Origin of the sequence: Leptospira tipperaryensis (assembly GCF_001729245.1) — a bacterium.
In the GTDB taxonomy this organism is placed as follows: Bacteria; Spirochaetota; Leptospiria; order Leptospirales; family Leptospiraceae; genus Leptospira; species Leptospira tipperaryensis.
In genome coordinates, this window is record NZ_CP015217.1 from 2,616,266 (window position 1) to 2,631,576 (window position 15,311).

The following is a 15,311-nucleotide window of genomic DNA, read 5'->3' on the forward strand; positions in this document are numbered from 1 at the left end:
CACTTTTATTCGTTTTGTTCTCGGGTAACGATTTCTTTTAAAACGTCCTCAAATTCTCCCTCGATCAAAACTCCACTACTTTCGATCGCATACTGCAACATCAGGTTGAGAGAATTGCCAAAGTCTTCGTTTAGCAAATAGCCTTCCTTGTCGATCTCATACCCGGAAGAATGAGGCGAAGTGAAAATCGATCTTTTGACGTTTTCAGGCAAAGGAAGAAGGGATTTCGCATAACCGTAAATCTTTTTTCCAAGCGAGTATGCATAACCGATCTCAAACGCGGTTCCGTCGTCCACGAGCGGCCCTCGAAACGAATTACAATTGGCTAATACGATATCGGATCTTTGAATCAATTCCAAATTTCCAAAAAAGATTTTCCGTGCGAGATCCTGATTTCTTTCCAAGTCGTTCTGGATTTCGGAATCAAAAGGAGAAAGTGCCATAAAACCTTTGGCTCTACAGAGAGACTTTCTCTCCTGCAGAACCGAAATCGCTTCGGGTAAAAAAACTTCAGGTCCTGCGAGATAGATCGTTTTCAAAGCAGATTCGTAATCGCTCCGTTAGTCGCCGATTGGACCAACTTCGCATACTTGGCAAGCACCCCGGATTTATATCTGGGTTCAATCGGTTTCCAGTTTTTAAGTCGTTTATCAATTTCTTCCTGAGAGATTTCGACTTGAAGCAGATTTTTCGTAGAATCGATGGTAACGCTGTCTCCGTTCTGAACGATCGCGATCGGACCGCCCTCGAACGCTTCCGGAGAAATGTGTCCGACCACAAGACCGTGAGTTCCGCCGCTAAAACGACCGTCGGTCATAAGTCCCACGTCTTCTCCGAGTCCCTTGCCGACGAGGGCCGAAGTCACGGCGAGCATCTCTCTCATTCCGGGACCGCCCTTTGGACCTTCGTAACGGATGATGATCACGTCACCGGCCTGAATCTGATTATTCATGATCGCGTTAAAACAATCGTCTTCGGATTCAAAAACCTTAGCGGGTCCGGTGATCGAAATTTTTTTAAGTCCGGAAATTTTTGCAACGGCTCCGTCCGGGGCCAGGTTTCCTTTTAAAATTACGAGAGGACCGGAAGGATGAAGAGCTTCCGATTTCTTCTTAACGATCGTTTGACCGGCGACGAGATCGGGCATATCCATTAAATTTTCTGCAAGTGTTTTTCCGGTAACGGTCAGACAATCTCCGTGAAGCATTCCCTCTTTCAAAAGATATTTCATCACTCCTTGAACTCCGCCGACTTTGTCGAGATCGGTCATCGCGTATTTTCCGCCCGGTTTTAAGTCCGCGAGGTGAGGAGTTTTTTTGCTGATTCTATCAAAGTCTTCCAAGGTCAGATCGACTCCGATCTCTTTTGCGATCGCGATCAGGTGAAGAACCGCGTTCGTAGAACCGCCTAACACGAGAACAACGGTGATCGCGTTTTCAAACGCCTTTTTTGTAAGAATCATTTTCGGAGTGATATCTTTTCGAATCAATTCGATCAGCGCTTTCCCGGCCTCGTAACAATCATTCGATTTTCTGGAACTCACTGCGGGCATAGAAGCGGAACCGGGCTGACTCATTCCCAACGCTTCGATCGCGGAAGACATCGTGTTGGCGGTATACATCCCTCCACAACTTCCTGCGCCGGGACAGGCGTTCTCTTCGATCCTGATAAATTCTTCTCTTGAAATTTTGCCTGCGTTGAACTTACCCACTGCCTCGAAGATCGAAACGATATCCACGTCGTGACCGTCGCAATGTCCCGGAAGAATCGTTCCTCCGTAAACAAAGATGGAAGGAACGTTGACTCTGCAAAGAGCCATCAAACAACCGGGCATGTTTTTATCACAACCGCCGATCGCAATCACTCCGTCGTGTCTCATCGCGTTGGAAACGATCTCGATCGAATCCGCGATCACTTCTCTGGAAGGAAGAGAATAATGCATTCCTTCGTGACCCATCGTAATTCCGTCCGAGACCGTGATCGTTCCGTAAATTTGAGGCATCCCGCCGGCGGCGCGAACTCCTTCTTTGACTTTCTCGGCGAGTTTATTGATATGAATATTGCAAGGAGTGACTTCGCTCCAAGTGGAAGCGATACCGATCATCGGTTTACGAAAGTCTTCGTCTGTAAATCCGACCGCACGGAGCATCGCGCGATTCGGCGCCCGATTGTCCCCATCCGTAGTCATGGAACTTCTCTTTTTTAAGTTATCGCTCATATTGTGGATCCTATAAAAACCTATCTCTTGACCGTAAGAAAGCTTTCCGTTCTGTATGAATCAAAAAAAGATTCCGAGCTTGAGACCGGTTATTGTAATTACAGTTTAACGAACTCTATCTTGAGTCAAATGGAAAAGCTCGAAAACGATATCAGTATTTCCGATTCTTAAATATTGAGTCTTCCGTTTAAAAAAAGAAATACAGACTTCGAGGAGTCAAAAAGATGTTTCCGAAGGATCCGATCCATCGAGACAAAACGCTTTTGCGAAAAATAAATTTTTACGGATTTCAAAAACGATCTTAGAATCATACGGAGAATCTAACTTGGAAAATATGTACAAAGTGTTTGGAATGAAAGTTTCCGGAAATTGCCATAAAGTAAAATCCATTCTCACGCTTTTGGATCTACCTTTTGAATGGATCGAATTGGACACTCGAAAGGGAGAAACTAAAACTGAAGAGTTTTTGAAGATCAATCCAAACGGAAAGATTCCGGTTCTTCAATGGAACGACGAAATCAACATTCCGGAAAGTAACGCGATTCTCTATTATCTTGCAAGGGATACAAAATTCTTTTCCCAGGATCTTTTGGAACAAACTCGAATCTTAGAATGGCTTTTTTTCGAACAATACAGCCACGAACCTTTTGTAGCGGTCAATCGCTGGCTTCTCAAATTTACTTCGGGCGACGTCGATCCGCAACAAATCAAAAACAATCATACAAAGGGAATGAAGGCGTTTTCCGTAATGGAAGCCCATCTAAAAGATAAGAATTTTTTTGTGGGAAACCGTCTTACGATCGCAGATCTTGCGTTATACGCCTATTCACACGTCGCCGAAGACGGGGGGTTTTCCTTGGAAGATTTTCCTTCAGTCAGCAAATGGCTTCATAACGTGAAGTCTTATCCAAAAATGATTTCTATCGAATCCGAGGAGTAACTTGAATGCCGACGATCATGACTCATACCGCGGTTCCCATTTCGCTCTGGATCGCATTTGGTAAAAAGACGATTCCTTTTAGAATATTGATTTTGGGAATTATCTTCTGCGTTCTTCCCGACGCGGACGTAACCGCTTTTAAATTAGGAATTCCTTATGAAGCAGATCTGGGTCACAGAGGTTTCAGCCATTCCATCCTGTTTGCATTTTCACTTTCCATTCTCGCCTGCATTCTCGTCCGATGGTTTCAAGTAAAGGGCCGCGTTCTCATTCCGTTTTTATTCATTTCGATTCTATCTCACGGACTCTTGGACGCGATGACGAGTGGAGGTCTGGGCGTCGGATTTCTCGTTCCCTTTTCTTCGGAAAGATTTTTCTTTGATTATAGACCGATCCGTGTTTCTCCGATCGGAATCAAAAACTTCTTAACTGCGAGAGGACTTGTGGTTTTACGATCGGAACTTCTTTTTGTCTGGATCCCATTGTTGGGCGCCGCGTTTGTTATCTTTCTAACACGTCTTCTCCGAACCAAAAAGAACAAGGTAAAATCCTAAATGGAGTCGGAAGTTTTTATTAGAAAGTTTTAAAATTCTATCTCATTAAAACAATGGACACGAAAGAACATTTCTAAATTTTGAAATTGTAATTGGAGATTTTTTTAGGAAACAAAAATGAAACAGTTTATCGTAGTCCTCCGCTATCTCACTCCCATCGAAATCGTAGACCAACACGTCATCGAACACAGAGCCTTTCTTTCCAAGGGATACGAACAAAAAATTCTTCTCGCATCCGGACCACAAGAACCCAGAAGCGGCGGGATTTTAATCGCAAGAGCAGAATCAAGAAAGGACCTTGAGGCATTCTGCCATCAAGATCCCTTTTATCTAAACGGAGTTGCCGAATACCAAATCATAGAATGGAATCCGGTAAAATATCAGAAAGAATTCGAATTCTGGCTTTAGAGTTTCGCCAATTCGTAAACGTCCACCGGCTCTTCCCTTCCCTTTACGTGAATGGAAGAAAGATGTCTTCCCGGAACCTTCTCTTTTACATTGTCATACACGGCCTGTGTGACTAAAAACTTGGTTCCGAATTCCTTATTCAATTGCTCGACGCGGGACGCAAGGTTGACGACGTCACCTATGATCGTATATTCCTTTCTCGCTTCGGAACCTACGTTACCCGTCATCGCCTCGCCCGAATGTAAACCGATGCCGATATTTGTCTCCGGAATTTTTCCCTCCAAGTTGAGCTGTTCCACTTTTTTAAGAAGAGCCAAGGAAGCATTCACCGCGTTGTGAATATCGTTCGCGCCGTCCGAGATCGGAGCTCCAAAAACAGCCATAAAGCCATCGCCAAGAAATTTATTGATCATCCCGTTGTGCATGTTTACGATATCGATCAAGTGGGTAAAAAGATAGTTGAGATAATCGATCACTTCACCGGGTGATCTTTTTTCGGAGAATCTCGTAAAGTTACGGATATCCAAAAACATCACACAAACGTGTTTGAACTCGGAAAAATTTTCGTTCTTCTGCTCGAGCAAACGATCCACAACTTCCGGTGAAACATACTGACCGAACATTCCAATTACCTTATTCTTTTCTTGAACCGCATCCGTCGCAGAAACCAAGGTCTTTTTTAACTGAACCGCAACCAAACCGGAAACAAAACCGCCCGTCACCAAAAGACATCCCTTTCCAAAAAAGGGCATAAAGGAATTAAAAAACTGGAGTTCAAGCTTCACTTGGCTCGCTGGAATGTAAAAAAACGCGAGACCGAACAACTGAACCCCCGCCACTAAACCCGTAAAAACGCTCAGAGAAAACTCAAGACGAAGAACGGAAAGAATGATAAAGATAAAATAAATATAAGGCGCCGGAGAATAAAGAGGAATCAGAGGAGAATCAAAAGAGTTGATATTCAGCCACAAAAGCAAAGTGACAAAGGAAATTTCGACAAAAGCGTTTCCAAATCTTGCGGGTGGAAAAACGACCTTTCGTTTTCTCTGATACGATTGAAAAATTCTATAAACGATGTATTCGTATAAGGAAATGCCGAGGCCGGTAAGAACAATCGCTTCAAATGGAAGACGAACTCCGACTTCTTTTGTCATTCTATCCCCAAGCAAAAAATAGACCGTGCCTACCACGAGACTCGCGACAAAAAAGAAACGGAACAAAATCCGCGTACGAACGATTTCACTTTTTAAAACTTCAAAAGAAAGTGCATCCATCACGAGCATTCTTTTTCTATGAATGAGTTCTTGAAAACCTTTGAGCATCTAAAATTCTCCAGCGGATCTCGATTTTAACATAAAACGATCCAAGTGGGAATTATATTTCAGATCATGAATAAAAAGAAAACCAGAAATCTATTCAGAGTTAAAAAACGAAACGAACTTGATTAAGCGCGAGTCCAGTTTTCACTCGCGAGCAAAAACTTTCGCAAGGATTCTCCGGAAGGAGAAAGGAAACCATCTCGTATTGTTTCATTCCAGAGAAGATCCAATGTTTCATTCCAAGTATTTCTTTTGAGTCTTCCTTGTTTTAATACATTCCACTTTATAAACAGAATTGCCTTCGCCTGCTCTTTTTGCGCGTCGGTCAATCGTTGCGTATTTAATAATTTTAGAATGGAGTAAATTCGAAATCGATCCATGACCGGGAACTGAAACGAAAGCTGATCTTCGTGACCACCGTAACGAATCAAAAGTTCTTCGCTTAACAACGCGACCTCGTTTTGAGAACTGATCCTTAACCAGAGGTCGTAGTCTTCACACGCGGGAAGATCCTCGTCCATTCCGCCGCTTAGCACATAGAGTTCTTTTTCTAGGATCACCGAAGAAGGAGTGATGGCGCAGAACTCGAGGCTTTCCGAAAAAATCGATCCGCCTTTTTTTTGTAAATAAATCGGAGGATTGACCCTTTTCCCGTTTCGAATCCAGACCTCTAAGGATTGAAGAATTCTTATCTCCGGATGTTCCTGAAGATATTTCCATTGTCTTTCCAGCTTCAAAGGAAGCCATTCGTCGTCCGAATCAAGAAATGCGATCCAGTTGGATCTGGCTTTTTCCACTCCGAGATTGCGCGCGGAACTCACGCCCTTATGTTCTTTGGAAAGAATCTGAATTCTTTGAATAGAATTTGAAAATCGTTCTCGAATGTTTGCGACCGTCTCGTCCATAGAACCGTCGTCCACGATTAGAATCTCTGCAGGCAATTGAGTTTGTTTTAGAACACTCTCGATCGCATTTAAAACTTTTTGCTCTCGATTGTAAGTGGGGATGATTACTGTGATCGGGAGAGAATTCATAAAAGACTTTTTCGAATCGTAATTTGCCCGCAAAGCTTTCGAGGCTCCGGATCCAAAACTTCAGGACTCCAGAAAAAAATTTGCTTCCATCCGCTGTTCTGCTCACTTATAGAACATTCAAATTTTAGAATATTATCACCTTCGATTGTTCGAAAGTCGATATCGTCTTTAGGGATCATCGTCTTCAAAAATGGATAAATCTGACGATATCCGCCTTCTATATCGATCTTGGAAATTCCGTTTGGAAAATCCGAGTTGAAGCCTACGGAATAAATGTCGGGCTTCGAGACTAATACGATCCGACTATGACCTTCCAAAATCCAAGCCGTAAACTTGTCCCCGCCGGGAGGAAAGTAAACTCCGGATCGAAACATTTTCGTGGGAAATAAATAGAGGGAGAAAAAAAGTAGAATTGCCAGAGAAAATAAAAACTTTAAAACATTCTTTTTTTGGAATATTCTAAAAACAACATTTTCCCATAACGAATTTCTTGCTCCGAAATAGGCAAACAAAGCGATCCACTGAAGATAAACCGCGCGTAGATAAAACCATTCTTGAAAAAAGGAATAGATAAAAATCGCGACGACGGAACCGAAATACAAGGCGCGAGCCCCGATGGATTCTTTATTTTCCTTTTTTGCAAACGCAATCGAATCCAAAAGAAATCCCCAGAGAAGGGCATAAAAGAATGCACCGAAAATTCCCAGTCCCGAAAAAATTTGGATCCACTGATTGTGAGTCGTGTGATACGGACTTTCTTTTCCGCTTTGCGTCAGACAACATTCGTTGTACCAGCCATAGGATTCAAAACCTCCCCCAAAAAGCGGCTTACTCAAAAAAAGTTTCCAACCTCCCAGAAAATGAGAAAGGCGTTCGGGATCACCGGCTCCGAGTTTTGTATAGATTACAAGGATTGGAAATCCAATTCCGCAAAGAATGAGGAACACGATTCCAAAACGAATCGCCCCTTTTTGAATGGATTCTTTTTTTACCAATCGGAAGAAGAGAAAGTAAACTCCCGCGCTGATCCAAAGAACCAAAAACGAAAGCATTCCTCCTCTCGCTCCGATCCACACAAAGGTCAGACTCAAAACGATAAAAGCACCCAATAACAAAAAAAGTCGGATTCGATTCTTACTCTTGAATGTCTTTGAGTTTGTATCCGATCGATCGTCTGCAAACGAATCGTCCTTGTTTTGAAAAAGAACATAGAATAAAAAAGGAAGACCGGAGATGAGATACACTGCAAACCAACTTCGATTCCAAAACAAGGATTGAATCGCAAACTGGTTCTGCAAATCTTCCATCCACGAAAAATAAGAATGAGGAAGCGCGATCAGTTTGTATCCGTCGAGCCAGAAGTGATACGCGTCTAACTTCGATTTTGCGAAAGGAAAAAAATATTCCATCCATCCCACAAAGACGGAGATCGATAGACCGATAACGATTCCGACCGCAAAAAAATACAAAAGCCGATCCGGTTTTCGAGTTTCACCTAACCATTCCCTTCTCGCGTGTAATCCGATCCAAAATAGAATTCCGATTCCCAAAAGTTTGATCGGATACCAAGGTTCCAACTCCGTGGAATGCAAAAACCAGAACCATCCTTTTTGATAAAAACGGATATCGGATACGAGTTCCGGATTGGCGAGAAGGCTCACGATCCCCGAAGCAAAAAAACAAAGAAGAAGAATTCCGATCGGACGTTTCCAAAATTCCAAAGAAAAAACGGAAGTTCCGGAAAACTTGAGTTCGATGATTCCACGAAGAGACCAATAGATCCAAAAAGAATCTTGGAGTTCTAAAAATCTTCCTCCGGGATGATTCCCGAATAAAACGCCGGTACTCGCGAGAATCGCTGTGGCGACTAACGGAGAAAACAAGTCGATAAGAACAAAGACAAACATCAAAACTGTGAAAGCGATTCTATACTTCCAGGGATAGAAGCTCAAAAGAGGAAGTAGGAGCAAGATGGAAAATCCAATCCAAAATGCGATCTTCGTGGAAGAAATCTGCAAAGGAATGAAGAATGGATTTCGCTTCTGGTTTTGCATAAGGATACAGAAATTCAAAAGGATTTTTTCCGAAACGATAAAATGGATCACTTTCGGTTTGAATTTAGATTCTTATCCCGAAAGTGGATTTTTTTGTTTCCAGGAAAAACTCACCTCTGAAATAGTTGTATAGAAGTTCCCTTTTATGCAACAACTGGAAGAATCCACAATCTACCCCGATAAAAATCAGTTCCGCGTAGTATTTCGTAAGAATATCTGTTCCGTGGAATCCGAAGAAATCGAAATCATCCTTTCTCAGATCCGTGAAGTTCGTCCGAATTCTGTGCTTTTGGATCTCACCCCGGTCGTTGCGATTCCTTCTATGGTCCTCAACCGAATTCTAAAATTAATCTCCGACTTAAAGAAGGAAGAAATTCAAATCTCGGAAGTTAAATTGAGCGAAGGATTGCAACTCGTGCTTTCCAAACTCAAGATCAATTTGGGATGAAACTCCTTCTTTCCTTTTATCTCTCGATCACAATCCTCTTTCAAGCCGTCGTATTTTCCAGCGGTCTTTTCGGTTGTGTATTGGCGGAACAAGCCAAGATCTGCGAGTGTAATCATGGAAGCCGGGTTCAAAAACATTCCAACAAAGAAGACGATCGTTTTTCAAAGGTCGTTCGTTCTAAATCCGAAACGTCCCACGTTTCTAAAAAACTTCCGGATTGCCATTCCGCAAAGTCGGGTGAAACACACGCCTGCGCTTGTAAAAAATCGGAAAACAAGGCTTCTCAACTCAGCGCTTTCCACTCCGTTCTTTTTAATCCGGCAACCTTTTGGATCGTAGAACCCGTTTCCGATCTTTTAGAAATCATCGTATTCAAAGATTTGAATACTGGCATCCATTCTTCTTTTTCCCTTCTCAAACCCCCTCAATTCTCCTAAATTTTAAATCCGCTTAGGAACCCTCACCGAAGATTTTCTAAGTTTTTAAATCGGTATTTATATTTCAGGAGAATTCTCATGACTAAAAAATTATTAGTCGTTTTGACAATTGTATTTATAGGTTTTACTTTCATTCACTGTCCTTGGGACAAAAAAAAGAACGACGACGATATGACCGCGCTCGCCGCAATCGTCGCGTTAGGCGGTGCGCCGGGGATTCAATTTTCCGCATATGCAGGATCTCAAAAGTTAGAATGCGGACAGACTCTCAAAGGTCACGCCTTGACTTTAGAATCGCTTCCCTTTATTCCTACGGCTCATATCGCGGAGAGTACGACGTTTCAGTTACATGACTTTAGACTTTATGTTCACGGAGTCACTCTTATCGGAGCGGACGGAAACGAAATTCCTCTCACTTTGACCCAAGACGGAAAGTTTCAAAATGGAAACGTGACACTTTTGGACTTTGAAGACAAGACCGGAAAGTGTACTGGAACTACGGAGACCAACAACCTCGTTATGGCCGCGATCCCACCCGGAGCCTACAAAGGTATCAAGTTTATCGTCGGAGTTCCGGAAAATAAGAATCACTTAGACGCGGACAACCAACCTTCTCCAATGAATCTAAGCGGTATGTTCTGGGGTTGGACCGGAGGTTACAAATTTTTCAAATTAGATTTTGAAACGGCCGAAACCGGAGCGGGAGGAACCTCGGTTCATATCGGATCCGGAACTTGCACTGGCACCGGAAGTACGAGCACTTGCACAAGACCCAATCGTGTTACCGTTTCTCTCACTCCCGACGGAGGTTTTAACCCGGTGACCCAGGCGATCAAGATCAACGTCCAAAGCTTATTACAAGGAATCGATCTGACAGCAAACGCGAATAACGCGCTCTGCATGTCCGGACTTGCGGATGCGGGTTGTGCAACCATCTTTCCGAATATCGGCTTGAACCTTACGACCGGACTACCGATCACTCCGACTCAAACCGTGTTTACCGTCATTCCGAAGAATTAATTCCAAAAAAGTCCGATTTATCGGGCTTACTGGGGATAAAAACATGAAACTTTTTGTATATTCTATTTTTATACTATTTTTTTTGAATTGTGGTTCCGGAATTCTTCCGATCGATCCTTTCAAAAAGAAAGAATCCAATAACGACGACGCGCTCCTTCTGTTGCTCCTGCCTCAGAATTCCTATGTTTGGAACCTTCCTCCCGGATTTCCGGTTCCACTCGTCCCGGCCTCCAATCCGATGACTCAGGAAAAGGTGGATCTCGGAAGATTCTTATTTTATGATAAACGAATTTCCGGAAATCAAACTCAGTCCTGCGGATCTTGTCACAAACAATCGAAAGCGTTTACGGACGGATTCGTTACGGCGGTAGGTTCTACGGGAGATATTCATCCTAGAAATTCTCAAGGAATTATCAACGTCGCCTACAACATTCGCCAAACTTGGGTTAACCCGAATCTGAAAAATTTAGAGGATCAGATGTTGGTTCCGATTTTCGGGGAACATCCGGTGGAACTCGGACTTGCCAATAGGGAAAACGAAATGTTGGATCGTCTTCGTTCGGATAACCGTTATCAGGCGATGTTTGCAAGCGCCTTTCCGGGAGGAGATCCTTTTTCGACGGCTAACGTGGTAAAGGCGATTGCAAGTTTTGAAAGAACTCTGATCTCGGGACGTTCTCCTTATGATAAGTATCTCTACGACGGGGACGTCTCAGCTCTTGGAAATTCCACGCAGAGGGCTTCCATCCTAAGAGGAGCCCAGATCTTTTTTTCCGAAAAAGGAGAATGTTTTCACTGTCACGGAGGTTTTAATCTCGCGGCGACCAGCGTTCACGTAGGAACCGTTTTGGAGGAAGTCACCTTTCACAACAACGGACTCTACAATATCGGCGGAACCGGAAGTTATCCCACAGGCAACCAAGGTCTTTTTGAATTCACGGGTGTTGCATCCGATAAGGGAAAATTTAGAGCACCATCGATTCGTAATATAGAATTGACCGCGCCTTATATGCACGACGGTTCGATCGACACTCTTGAGAATATCGTGGAACACTATAACGCCGGTGGAAGAAACATCACAACCGGACCCAATACCGGAGACGGAAGGACCAATCCCAACAAGAACAACTTCGTCTTTGCGATCGGACTTACCGCGGGTGAAAAAACGGACCTCGTGAACTTTCTCAAAAGTTTAACCGATACGGAATTTGTGAACAATGCGAAAAACAGCGATCCTTTTTAGTCTATTCTGTATCTTTTCCCTTCTCGAATCGTGCACGTTCGGCTCGGTTGGAGACTCGGAAAAAGAAGAAGCTAAGATGTTGCAGAGACTTTTGACTCTTTTTAATCAAAGGCCTTCCACCTTTCAAACTGGGATCTATTTTACGGACGATCAGCAAGACGCAAACATCGGTACCTTTAGTCTTGTATCCGGCGCGACGACTTACAACTTACAGTTGTTAGCCGGATCTAAGATCGTTTGGGACGGAGTCGGCGTTCGAGTCAATCCCAATCCGGTTCCTACAGTTCCGAATCAATCGAGAACGATAGGCAAGGACGAACATTCCGCAGCTTCTCACACTCCTTATACCGTTCCGTTGGATTTGCCGGTGACTTCTCCTTATGGAGTTGAATACGGAACTCCTTCCTTTACGGACTTGAGTCTGGAAGTAGTCAACGGATCGATTCTTACGGGGGACGTTCATTCTTCCGTCGTTCCTCGTGTCCAAGGGATTCCTTCCGGTTATCTTGCTTCGGTGAAATATAAGGTGCAATCGTTAGATCTAACCTTTCAGATCACCGCCCCCGGACCCATCAACACTACGGTAAGAATCCAACTGGCTCCCTTCGTAGTAGAATTGTTTCCAAGATGCAGATTCGATATCGTCCCGGAAAAGCTCGGTAGTTTTCCGGTGACTTGGAACTTGACGGGAATTCTACAGGATCAAGGCGGGACTTCCCTCTTGGGTTCGATTCCCGCTGCCGGAACTTTTAACATCAATCCATATCAGAACGGAACACTTTACAATCTGATCTTGGCGAATTTTCAACAACAGGACAGGGTTTTGTATCAGACGGGATGCAGTCTATTTTAATGAAACTGAATATTCTAATTTTATTGATCTTTTCTATTTTTTTATCGTCACGTTCAGCTCTCGCCCATCACACAGGAATGGCGGGAAGTGATCAATCCTCCACCCGTTTTGTGGATCCTTTTACGGGAAAGAGGGAAAAACCGGCAAACTACTTTGTGTTGACTCAGGACTTCTACAAACAGACCGCCGAAAACAGCAACATCCATACGACCACGTTCTACGGCGAAATGAATCTTAAAAACGGAATGTTCGCGCTCAATCTAAGCACGCCTTATACCTACTATGAACAAAAAGATCGATCGGACGCGGCTCGAATAGGAAAGACATACATCGGAATGAAGTATCTTCCTCTGATCGACTTTCAAAAAAATTATTTTGTCGTGCTCAGCGCGAACGTAGGTTTTCCTTCCGGACCCGACACGGATAAGTTCACGGGTGGAAATTATTATTCCGGAATTCCGGGGCTCACTCTCGGTTATCTTTTGGGAAAGTTCAGCTTCGTGACGAGACTCAGCGGAATTTTTCCTCTTACTCGATCGCAACCAAACAACTTACAAGACAACGACGGAATCGTATATTGGCTTCGCGATCCGTCTTCCTCTCCCCCGGAAGAAACGTATTTACTCAAAAAAACAACTCTGCTCTCGGGTTACGTAACTTGGCTTTGGAAACCGGGGCTTTCTTTTTTTACGGGATATCTTTATAGAACTCCTTACGAAGGAGTGGATCTCAAAAGGACCGATCAAGGAAAAGTCCCTTCGATCTTTAGAGAAGTCAGCGTCGGATTCTCCGCAAACGTTTCGGAAAAACTCAACTTCAACCTCGCCTATCGTTATCCTCTCTTTCGAGGAGAAGAACATAGATTGTATGATTATGCGATTACGGCCGCTGTCTCGATCGAGATCTCAGGTTTGGATGACGAGGAAAACGAGGTTAAAAAAGAATCTGACGCAAGATCTCCTCAGGAACCCGATCCAAAATCGGAAACCAAAAAGGAAGAAAACTAATCGCCTAATTACGATTTGATTTTCTTTTTAAGAATTCCTTCGTAACCCTTTGGAGGATCTAAAGAAAGAGAATCCATCGCTTTTAAAGAATATTGAATGGATCTTCCATAAAGAACAAGCGCGTAGAAGTCATTTCGATCTCGATCAAACTTCTCGGCTTGATTGAATTCTTCTTTTGCCATACGAAAGTAGTTCGAAGATTTTTCCTCGTCTTTGACGTTAAGCGGAGTTTCCTCAGGATGATTCTTTTTTTGTAAGTATACTTCGGAATAACGTACGATGAGATTTTTCGCGGATACTTTTCCTTCCGCGGCAAACTCGGAGGTGATCTGAGGAACAGCTCTCTCCAGAAGGAGCAAGGATTCCTCTCTTTCTTGAATACTTCCGGAACGTGCAAAGTTTTGAAAACGTTCTTTTAGATTTTGAAGTTTCGACCAGTTCTCGTCTTGTTTGTTATAAGGAATCGCCTTTTTAGAATCTTCCAAAATTTTGATCTTTCTTTCGATCGATTTTTTCTTTTCTCGAAAGGAAAGAGTTCCCGCGTCTGCAAAACTTTGAAAAACGAAAAAGCTGATTAAACAAATAAAGAAATATTTTTTGGATCGATTCATAAATCTATTTCCTGATGAAAATCGAATTTTAGTTTCCGGTTTTTGCAGGAATCGGAGGAAGAGTTTCCTTCTGAATCATATCGTCGGTTTTGATTTCGTCGTTACTCATATCCATAAAAGAAACTCTTCCGGAGGTGATAAAAGAATAATTATCATCATGAATTTCTAATATATCGATGGGTTTATCCTTGGATTCGCCCGGAGGAACGATTTTTCTTTGAATGAGATCGTTATCGATATAATTGATCAGAGTATTGCGAATTCTTTCATAATCGGAAATACTTTCTTTTTCGGCGGCCGCCCTAATATCGTCGAGGTTTACAAACTGATATTCCGGTTTATCCTCGGCCGGTGTTTTAGACGCGATCATAGCGAGTAACGCGAATCTTCTCGCCCTTCTCGCAATCTTGATTCCTTCGCTATGAAGTAAAAGTTTATAACGAAACTGATAAGGTGCTGAATTGTAGGCCGTCGTAAAATGATCTTCGGAACTTTTAAGATCTCGAAATCCGAGACGAAGGAGATGTTGCGCGATCTTATCGTTACTTCTCACGATTAAGGGAGAAGCGTATTCTAAAATCACCCGTGAATTTTGAAGATATTGTTCGTGTGTGGCTTGATAAAGATCTTTCATCTCGCCTTGAGCGCCGCGAAGATTTTTAAAAGAAAGACTATAATTGCTCTGATAATACCACATGTTCCCGTTAAAGTCGAACTGATTTGCTTTTTTCAAACTCGTATAAGAAGGAAGCGCGTTTAATTTTTTATACTGCTCTTCGTTTCCAGCCGTGTTTCCGGTCTGGGCTTGAGTTCCCGCTTCCGCCTTCGTACTGTTTGGCGGCGTTTTTTCTCCGGCGGCTCCCTCTTCGAGAGGCGGTGAAAGGTTACTCACGCAGATATTGATAAACTTCAGATTGATTTTATTTTCGCCAATCAATATCCCGAGATTGGTTTGATCCGGAGATACAGCCCACAAAAGGCCGCCGGAAAGGGAGATGAGTACGATCAGTGCTGTTTGAATTCTGGAAACCATGGCTTTCTCTACCTTTTTATATCGGCCTTCCCCCCTTTTTCCAAGGCAAAAAAAGCTCGAAATTCCGATTTTGACCCCGTTGTTTTCCGAGTTAAAAAGGTTTTTCTCCGAGTCCTTTTTTAAAAATCGAAA

16 protein-coding genes are annotated in these 15,311 nt (G+C 43.1%); 9 read left to right on the forward strand and 7 right to left on the reverse strand.

Annotation, left to right across the window (positions count from 1 at the left end):
* Nucleotides 1–5: 5 nt before the first annotated feature.
* Nucleotides 6–539, reverse strand: coding sequence for a nucleoside 2-deoxyribosyltransferase (locus tag A0128_RS12325; RefSeq protein ID WP_069607793.1), 534 nt, complete (start codon nt 537–539; stop codon nt 6–8).
* The gene (ilvD, locus tag A0128_RS12330; protein ID WP_069607794.1) at nt 536–2,218 is read right to left on the reverse strand and encodes a dihydroxy-acid dehydratase; all 1,683 of its coding nucleotides are present in this window, start codon (nt 2,216–2,218) and stop codon (nt 536–538) included. The genes A0128_RS12325 and ilvD overlap by 4 nt, the downstream gene beginning before the upstream one ends.
* 334 nt (nt 2,219–2,552) lie before the next feature.
* On the opposite strand from ilvD, the gene A0128_RS12335 reads away from it, so the two are divergent.
* The 3 genes from A0128_RS12335 (at nt 2,553) to A0128_RS12345 (ending at nt 4,120) form a co-directional block, all read left to right on the forward strand.
* Complete coding sequence (locus A0128_RS12335; RefSeq protein WP_069607795.1) at nt 2,553–3,158, forward strand: glutathione S-transferase family protein; 606 nt, start codon at nt 2,553–2,555, stop codon at nt 3,156–3,158.
* Nucleotides 3,159–3,163: 5 nt separating this feature from the next.
* On the forward strand, nt 3,164–3,712 hold the full coding sequence (locus A0128_RS12340) for a metal-dependent hydrolase (RefSeq protein WP_069607796.1): 549 nt from the start codon (nt 3,164–3,166) through the stop codon (nt 3,710–3,712).
* 117 nt (nt 3,713–3,829) lie between these two features.
* On the forward strand, nt 3,830–4,120 hold the full coding sequence (locus A0128_RS12345) for a YciI family protein (protein WP_069607797.1): 291 nt from the start codon (nt 3,830–3,832) through the stop codon (nt 4,118–4,120).
* Here the strand turns inward: A0128_RS12345 and A0128_RS12350 are convergent.
* From A0128_RS12350 to A0128_RS12360, 3 genes are all read right to left on the reverse strand, one after another.
* Complete coding sequence (locus tag A0128_RS12350) at nt 4,117–5,442, reverse strand: adenylate/guanylate cyclase domain-containing protein (protein WP_069607798.1); 1,326 nt, start codon at nt 5,440–5,442, stop codon at nt 4,117–4,119. The two genes, A0128_RS12345 and A0128_RS12350, sit on opposite strands and share 4 nt — an antisense overlap.
* Nucleotides 5,443–5,564: 122 nt before the next feature.
* Nucleotides 5,565–6,473 (reverse strand): glycosyltransferase family 2 protein, encoded by a 909-nt coding sequence (locus tag A0128_RS12355; RefSeq protein ID WP_069607799.1) that lies wholly within the window; start codon nt 6,471–6,473, stop codon nt 5,565–5,567.
* Nucleotides 6,470–8,527, reverse strand: a complete 2,058-nt coding sequence (locus tag A0128_RS12360; protein WP_069607800.1) for an O-antigen ligase family protein — start codon at nt 8,525–8,527, stop codon at nt 6,470–6,472. Before A0128_RS12360 ends, A0128_RS12355 begins: the two co-directional genes overlap by 4 nt.
* A gap of 145 nt (nt 8,528–8,672) precedes the next feature.
* Between A0128_RS12360 and A0128_RS12365 the strand changes: the two genes are divergently transcribed.
* The 6 genes from A0128_RS12365 (at nt 8,673) to A0128_RS12390 (ending at nt 13,535) form a co-directional block, all read left to right on the forward strand.
* The gene (locus A0128_RS12365) at nt 8,673–8,975 is read left to right on the forward strand and encodes a sulfate transporter (protein WP_069607801.1); all 303 of its coding nucleotides are present in this window, start codon (nt 8,673–8,675) and stop codon (nt 8,973–8,975) included.
* Entirely contained in the window at nt 8,972–9,412 is a 441-nt protein-coding gene (locus tag A0128_RS12370; protein ID WP_069607802.1) for an LIC_11090 family protein, read from the forward strand. Before A0128_RS12365 ends, A0128_RS12370 begins: the two co-directional genes overlap by 4 nt.
* 78 nt (nt 9,413–9,490) lie before the next feature.
* Nucleotides 9,491–10,432, forward strand: a complete 942-nt coding sequence (locus A0128_RS12375) for an MbnP family copper-binding protein (protein WP_069607803.1) — start codon at nt 9,491–9,493, stop codon at nt 10,430–10,432.
* A gap of 43 nt (nt 10,433–10,475) precedes the next feature.
* Nucleotides 10,476–11,675 carry an MbnH family di-heme enzyme gene (locus tag A0128_RS12380; protein ID WP_069607804.1) on the forward strand — a complete coding sequence of 400 codons (1,200 nt, stop codon included), beginning with the start codon at nt 10,476–10,478 and terminating at the stop codon, nt 11,673–11,675.
* Nucleotides 11,650–12,528, forward strand: coding sequence for a laminin/fibronectin-binding adhesin Lsa30 (gene lsa30 / locus A0128_RS12385; RefSeq protein ID WP_069607805.1), 879 nt, complete (start codon nt 11,650–11,652; stop codon nt 12,526–12,528). The genes A0128_RS12380 and lsa30 overlap by 26 nt, the downstream gene beginning before the upstream one ends.
* A complete protein-coding gene (locus A0128_RS12390) occupies nt 12,528–13,535 on the forward strand; it encodes an LIC11086 family outer membrane transporter (RefSeq protein WP_069607806.1) in 1,008 nt (335 codons plus the stop codon). The genes lsa30 and A0128_RS12390 overlap by 1 nt, the downstream gene beginning before the upstream one ends.
* Nucleotides 13,536–13,543: 8 nt before the next feature.
* On the opposite strand, the gene A0128_RS12395 is transcribed toward A0128_RS12390, so the two are convergent.
* Nucleotides 13,544–14,146, reverse strand: coding sequence for a hypothetical protein (locus A0128_RS12395; RefSeq protein WP_069607807.1), 603 nt, complete (start codon nt 14,144–14,146; stop codon nt 13,544–13,546).
* A gap of 28 nt (nt 14,147–14,174) precedes the next feature.
* Nucleotides 14,175–15,179 carry an adhesin OmpL37 family surface protein gene (locus A0128_RS12400; protein WP_069607808.1) on the reverse strand — a complete coding sequence of 335 codons (1,005 nt, stop codon included), beginning with the start codon at nt 15,177–15,179 and terminating at the stop codon, nt 14,175–14,177.
* Nucleotides 15,180–15,311 lie beyond the last annotated feature (132 nt).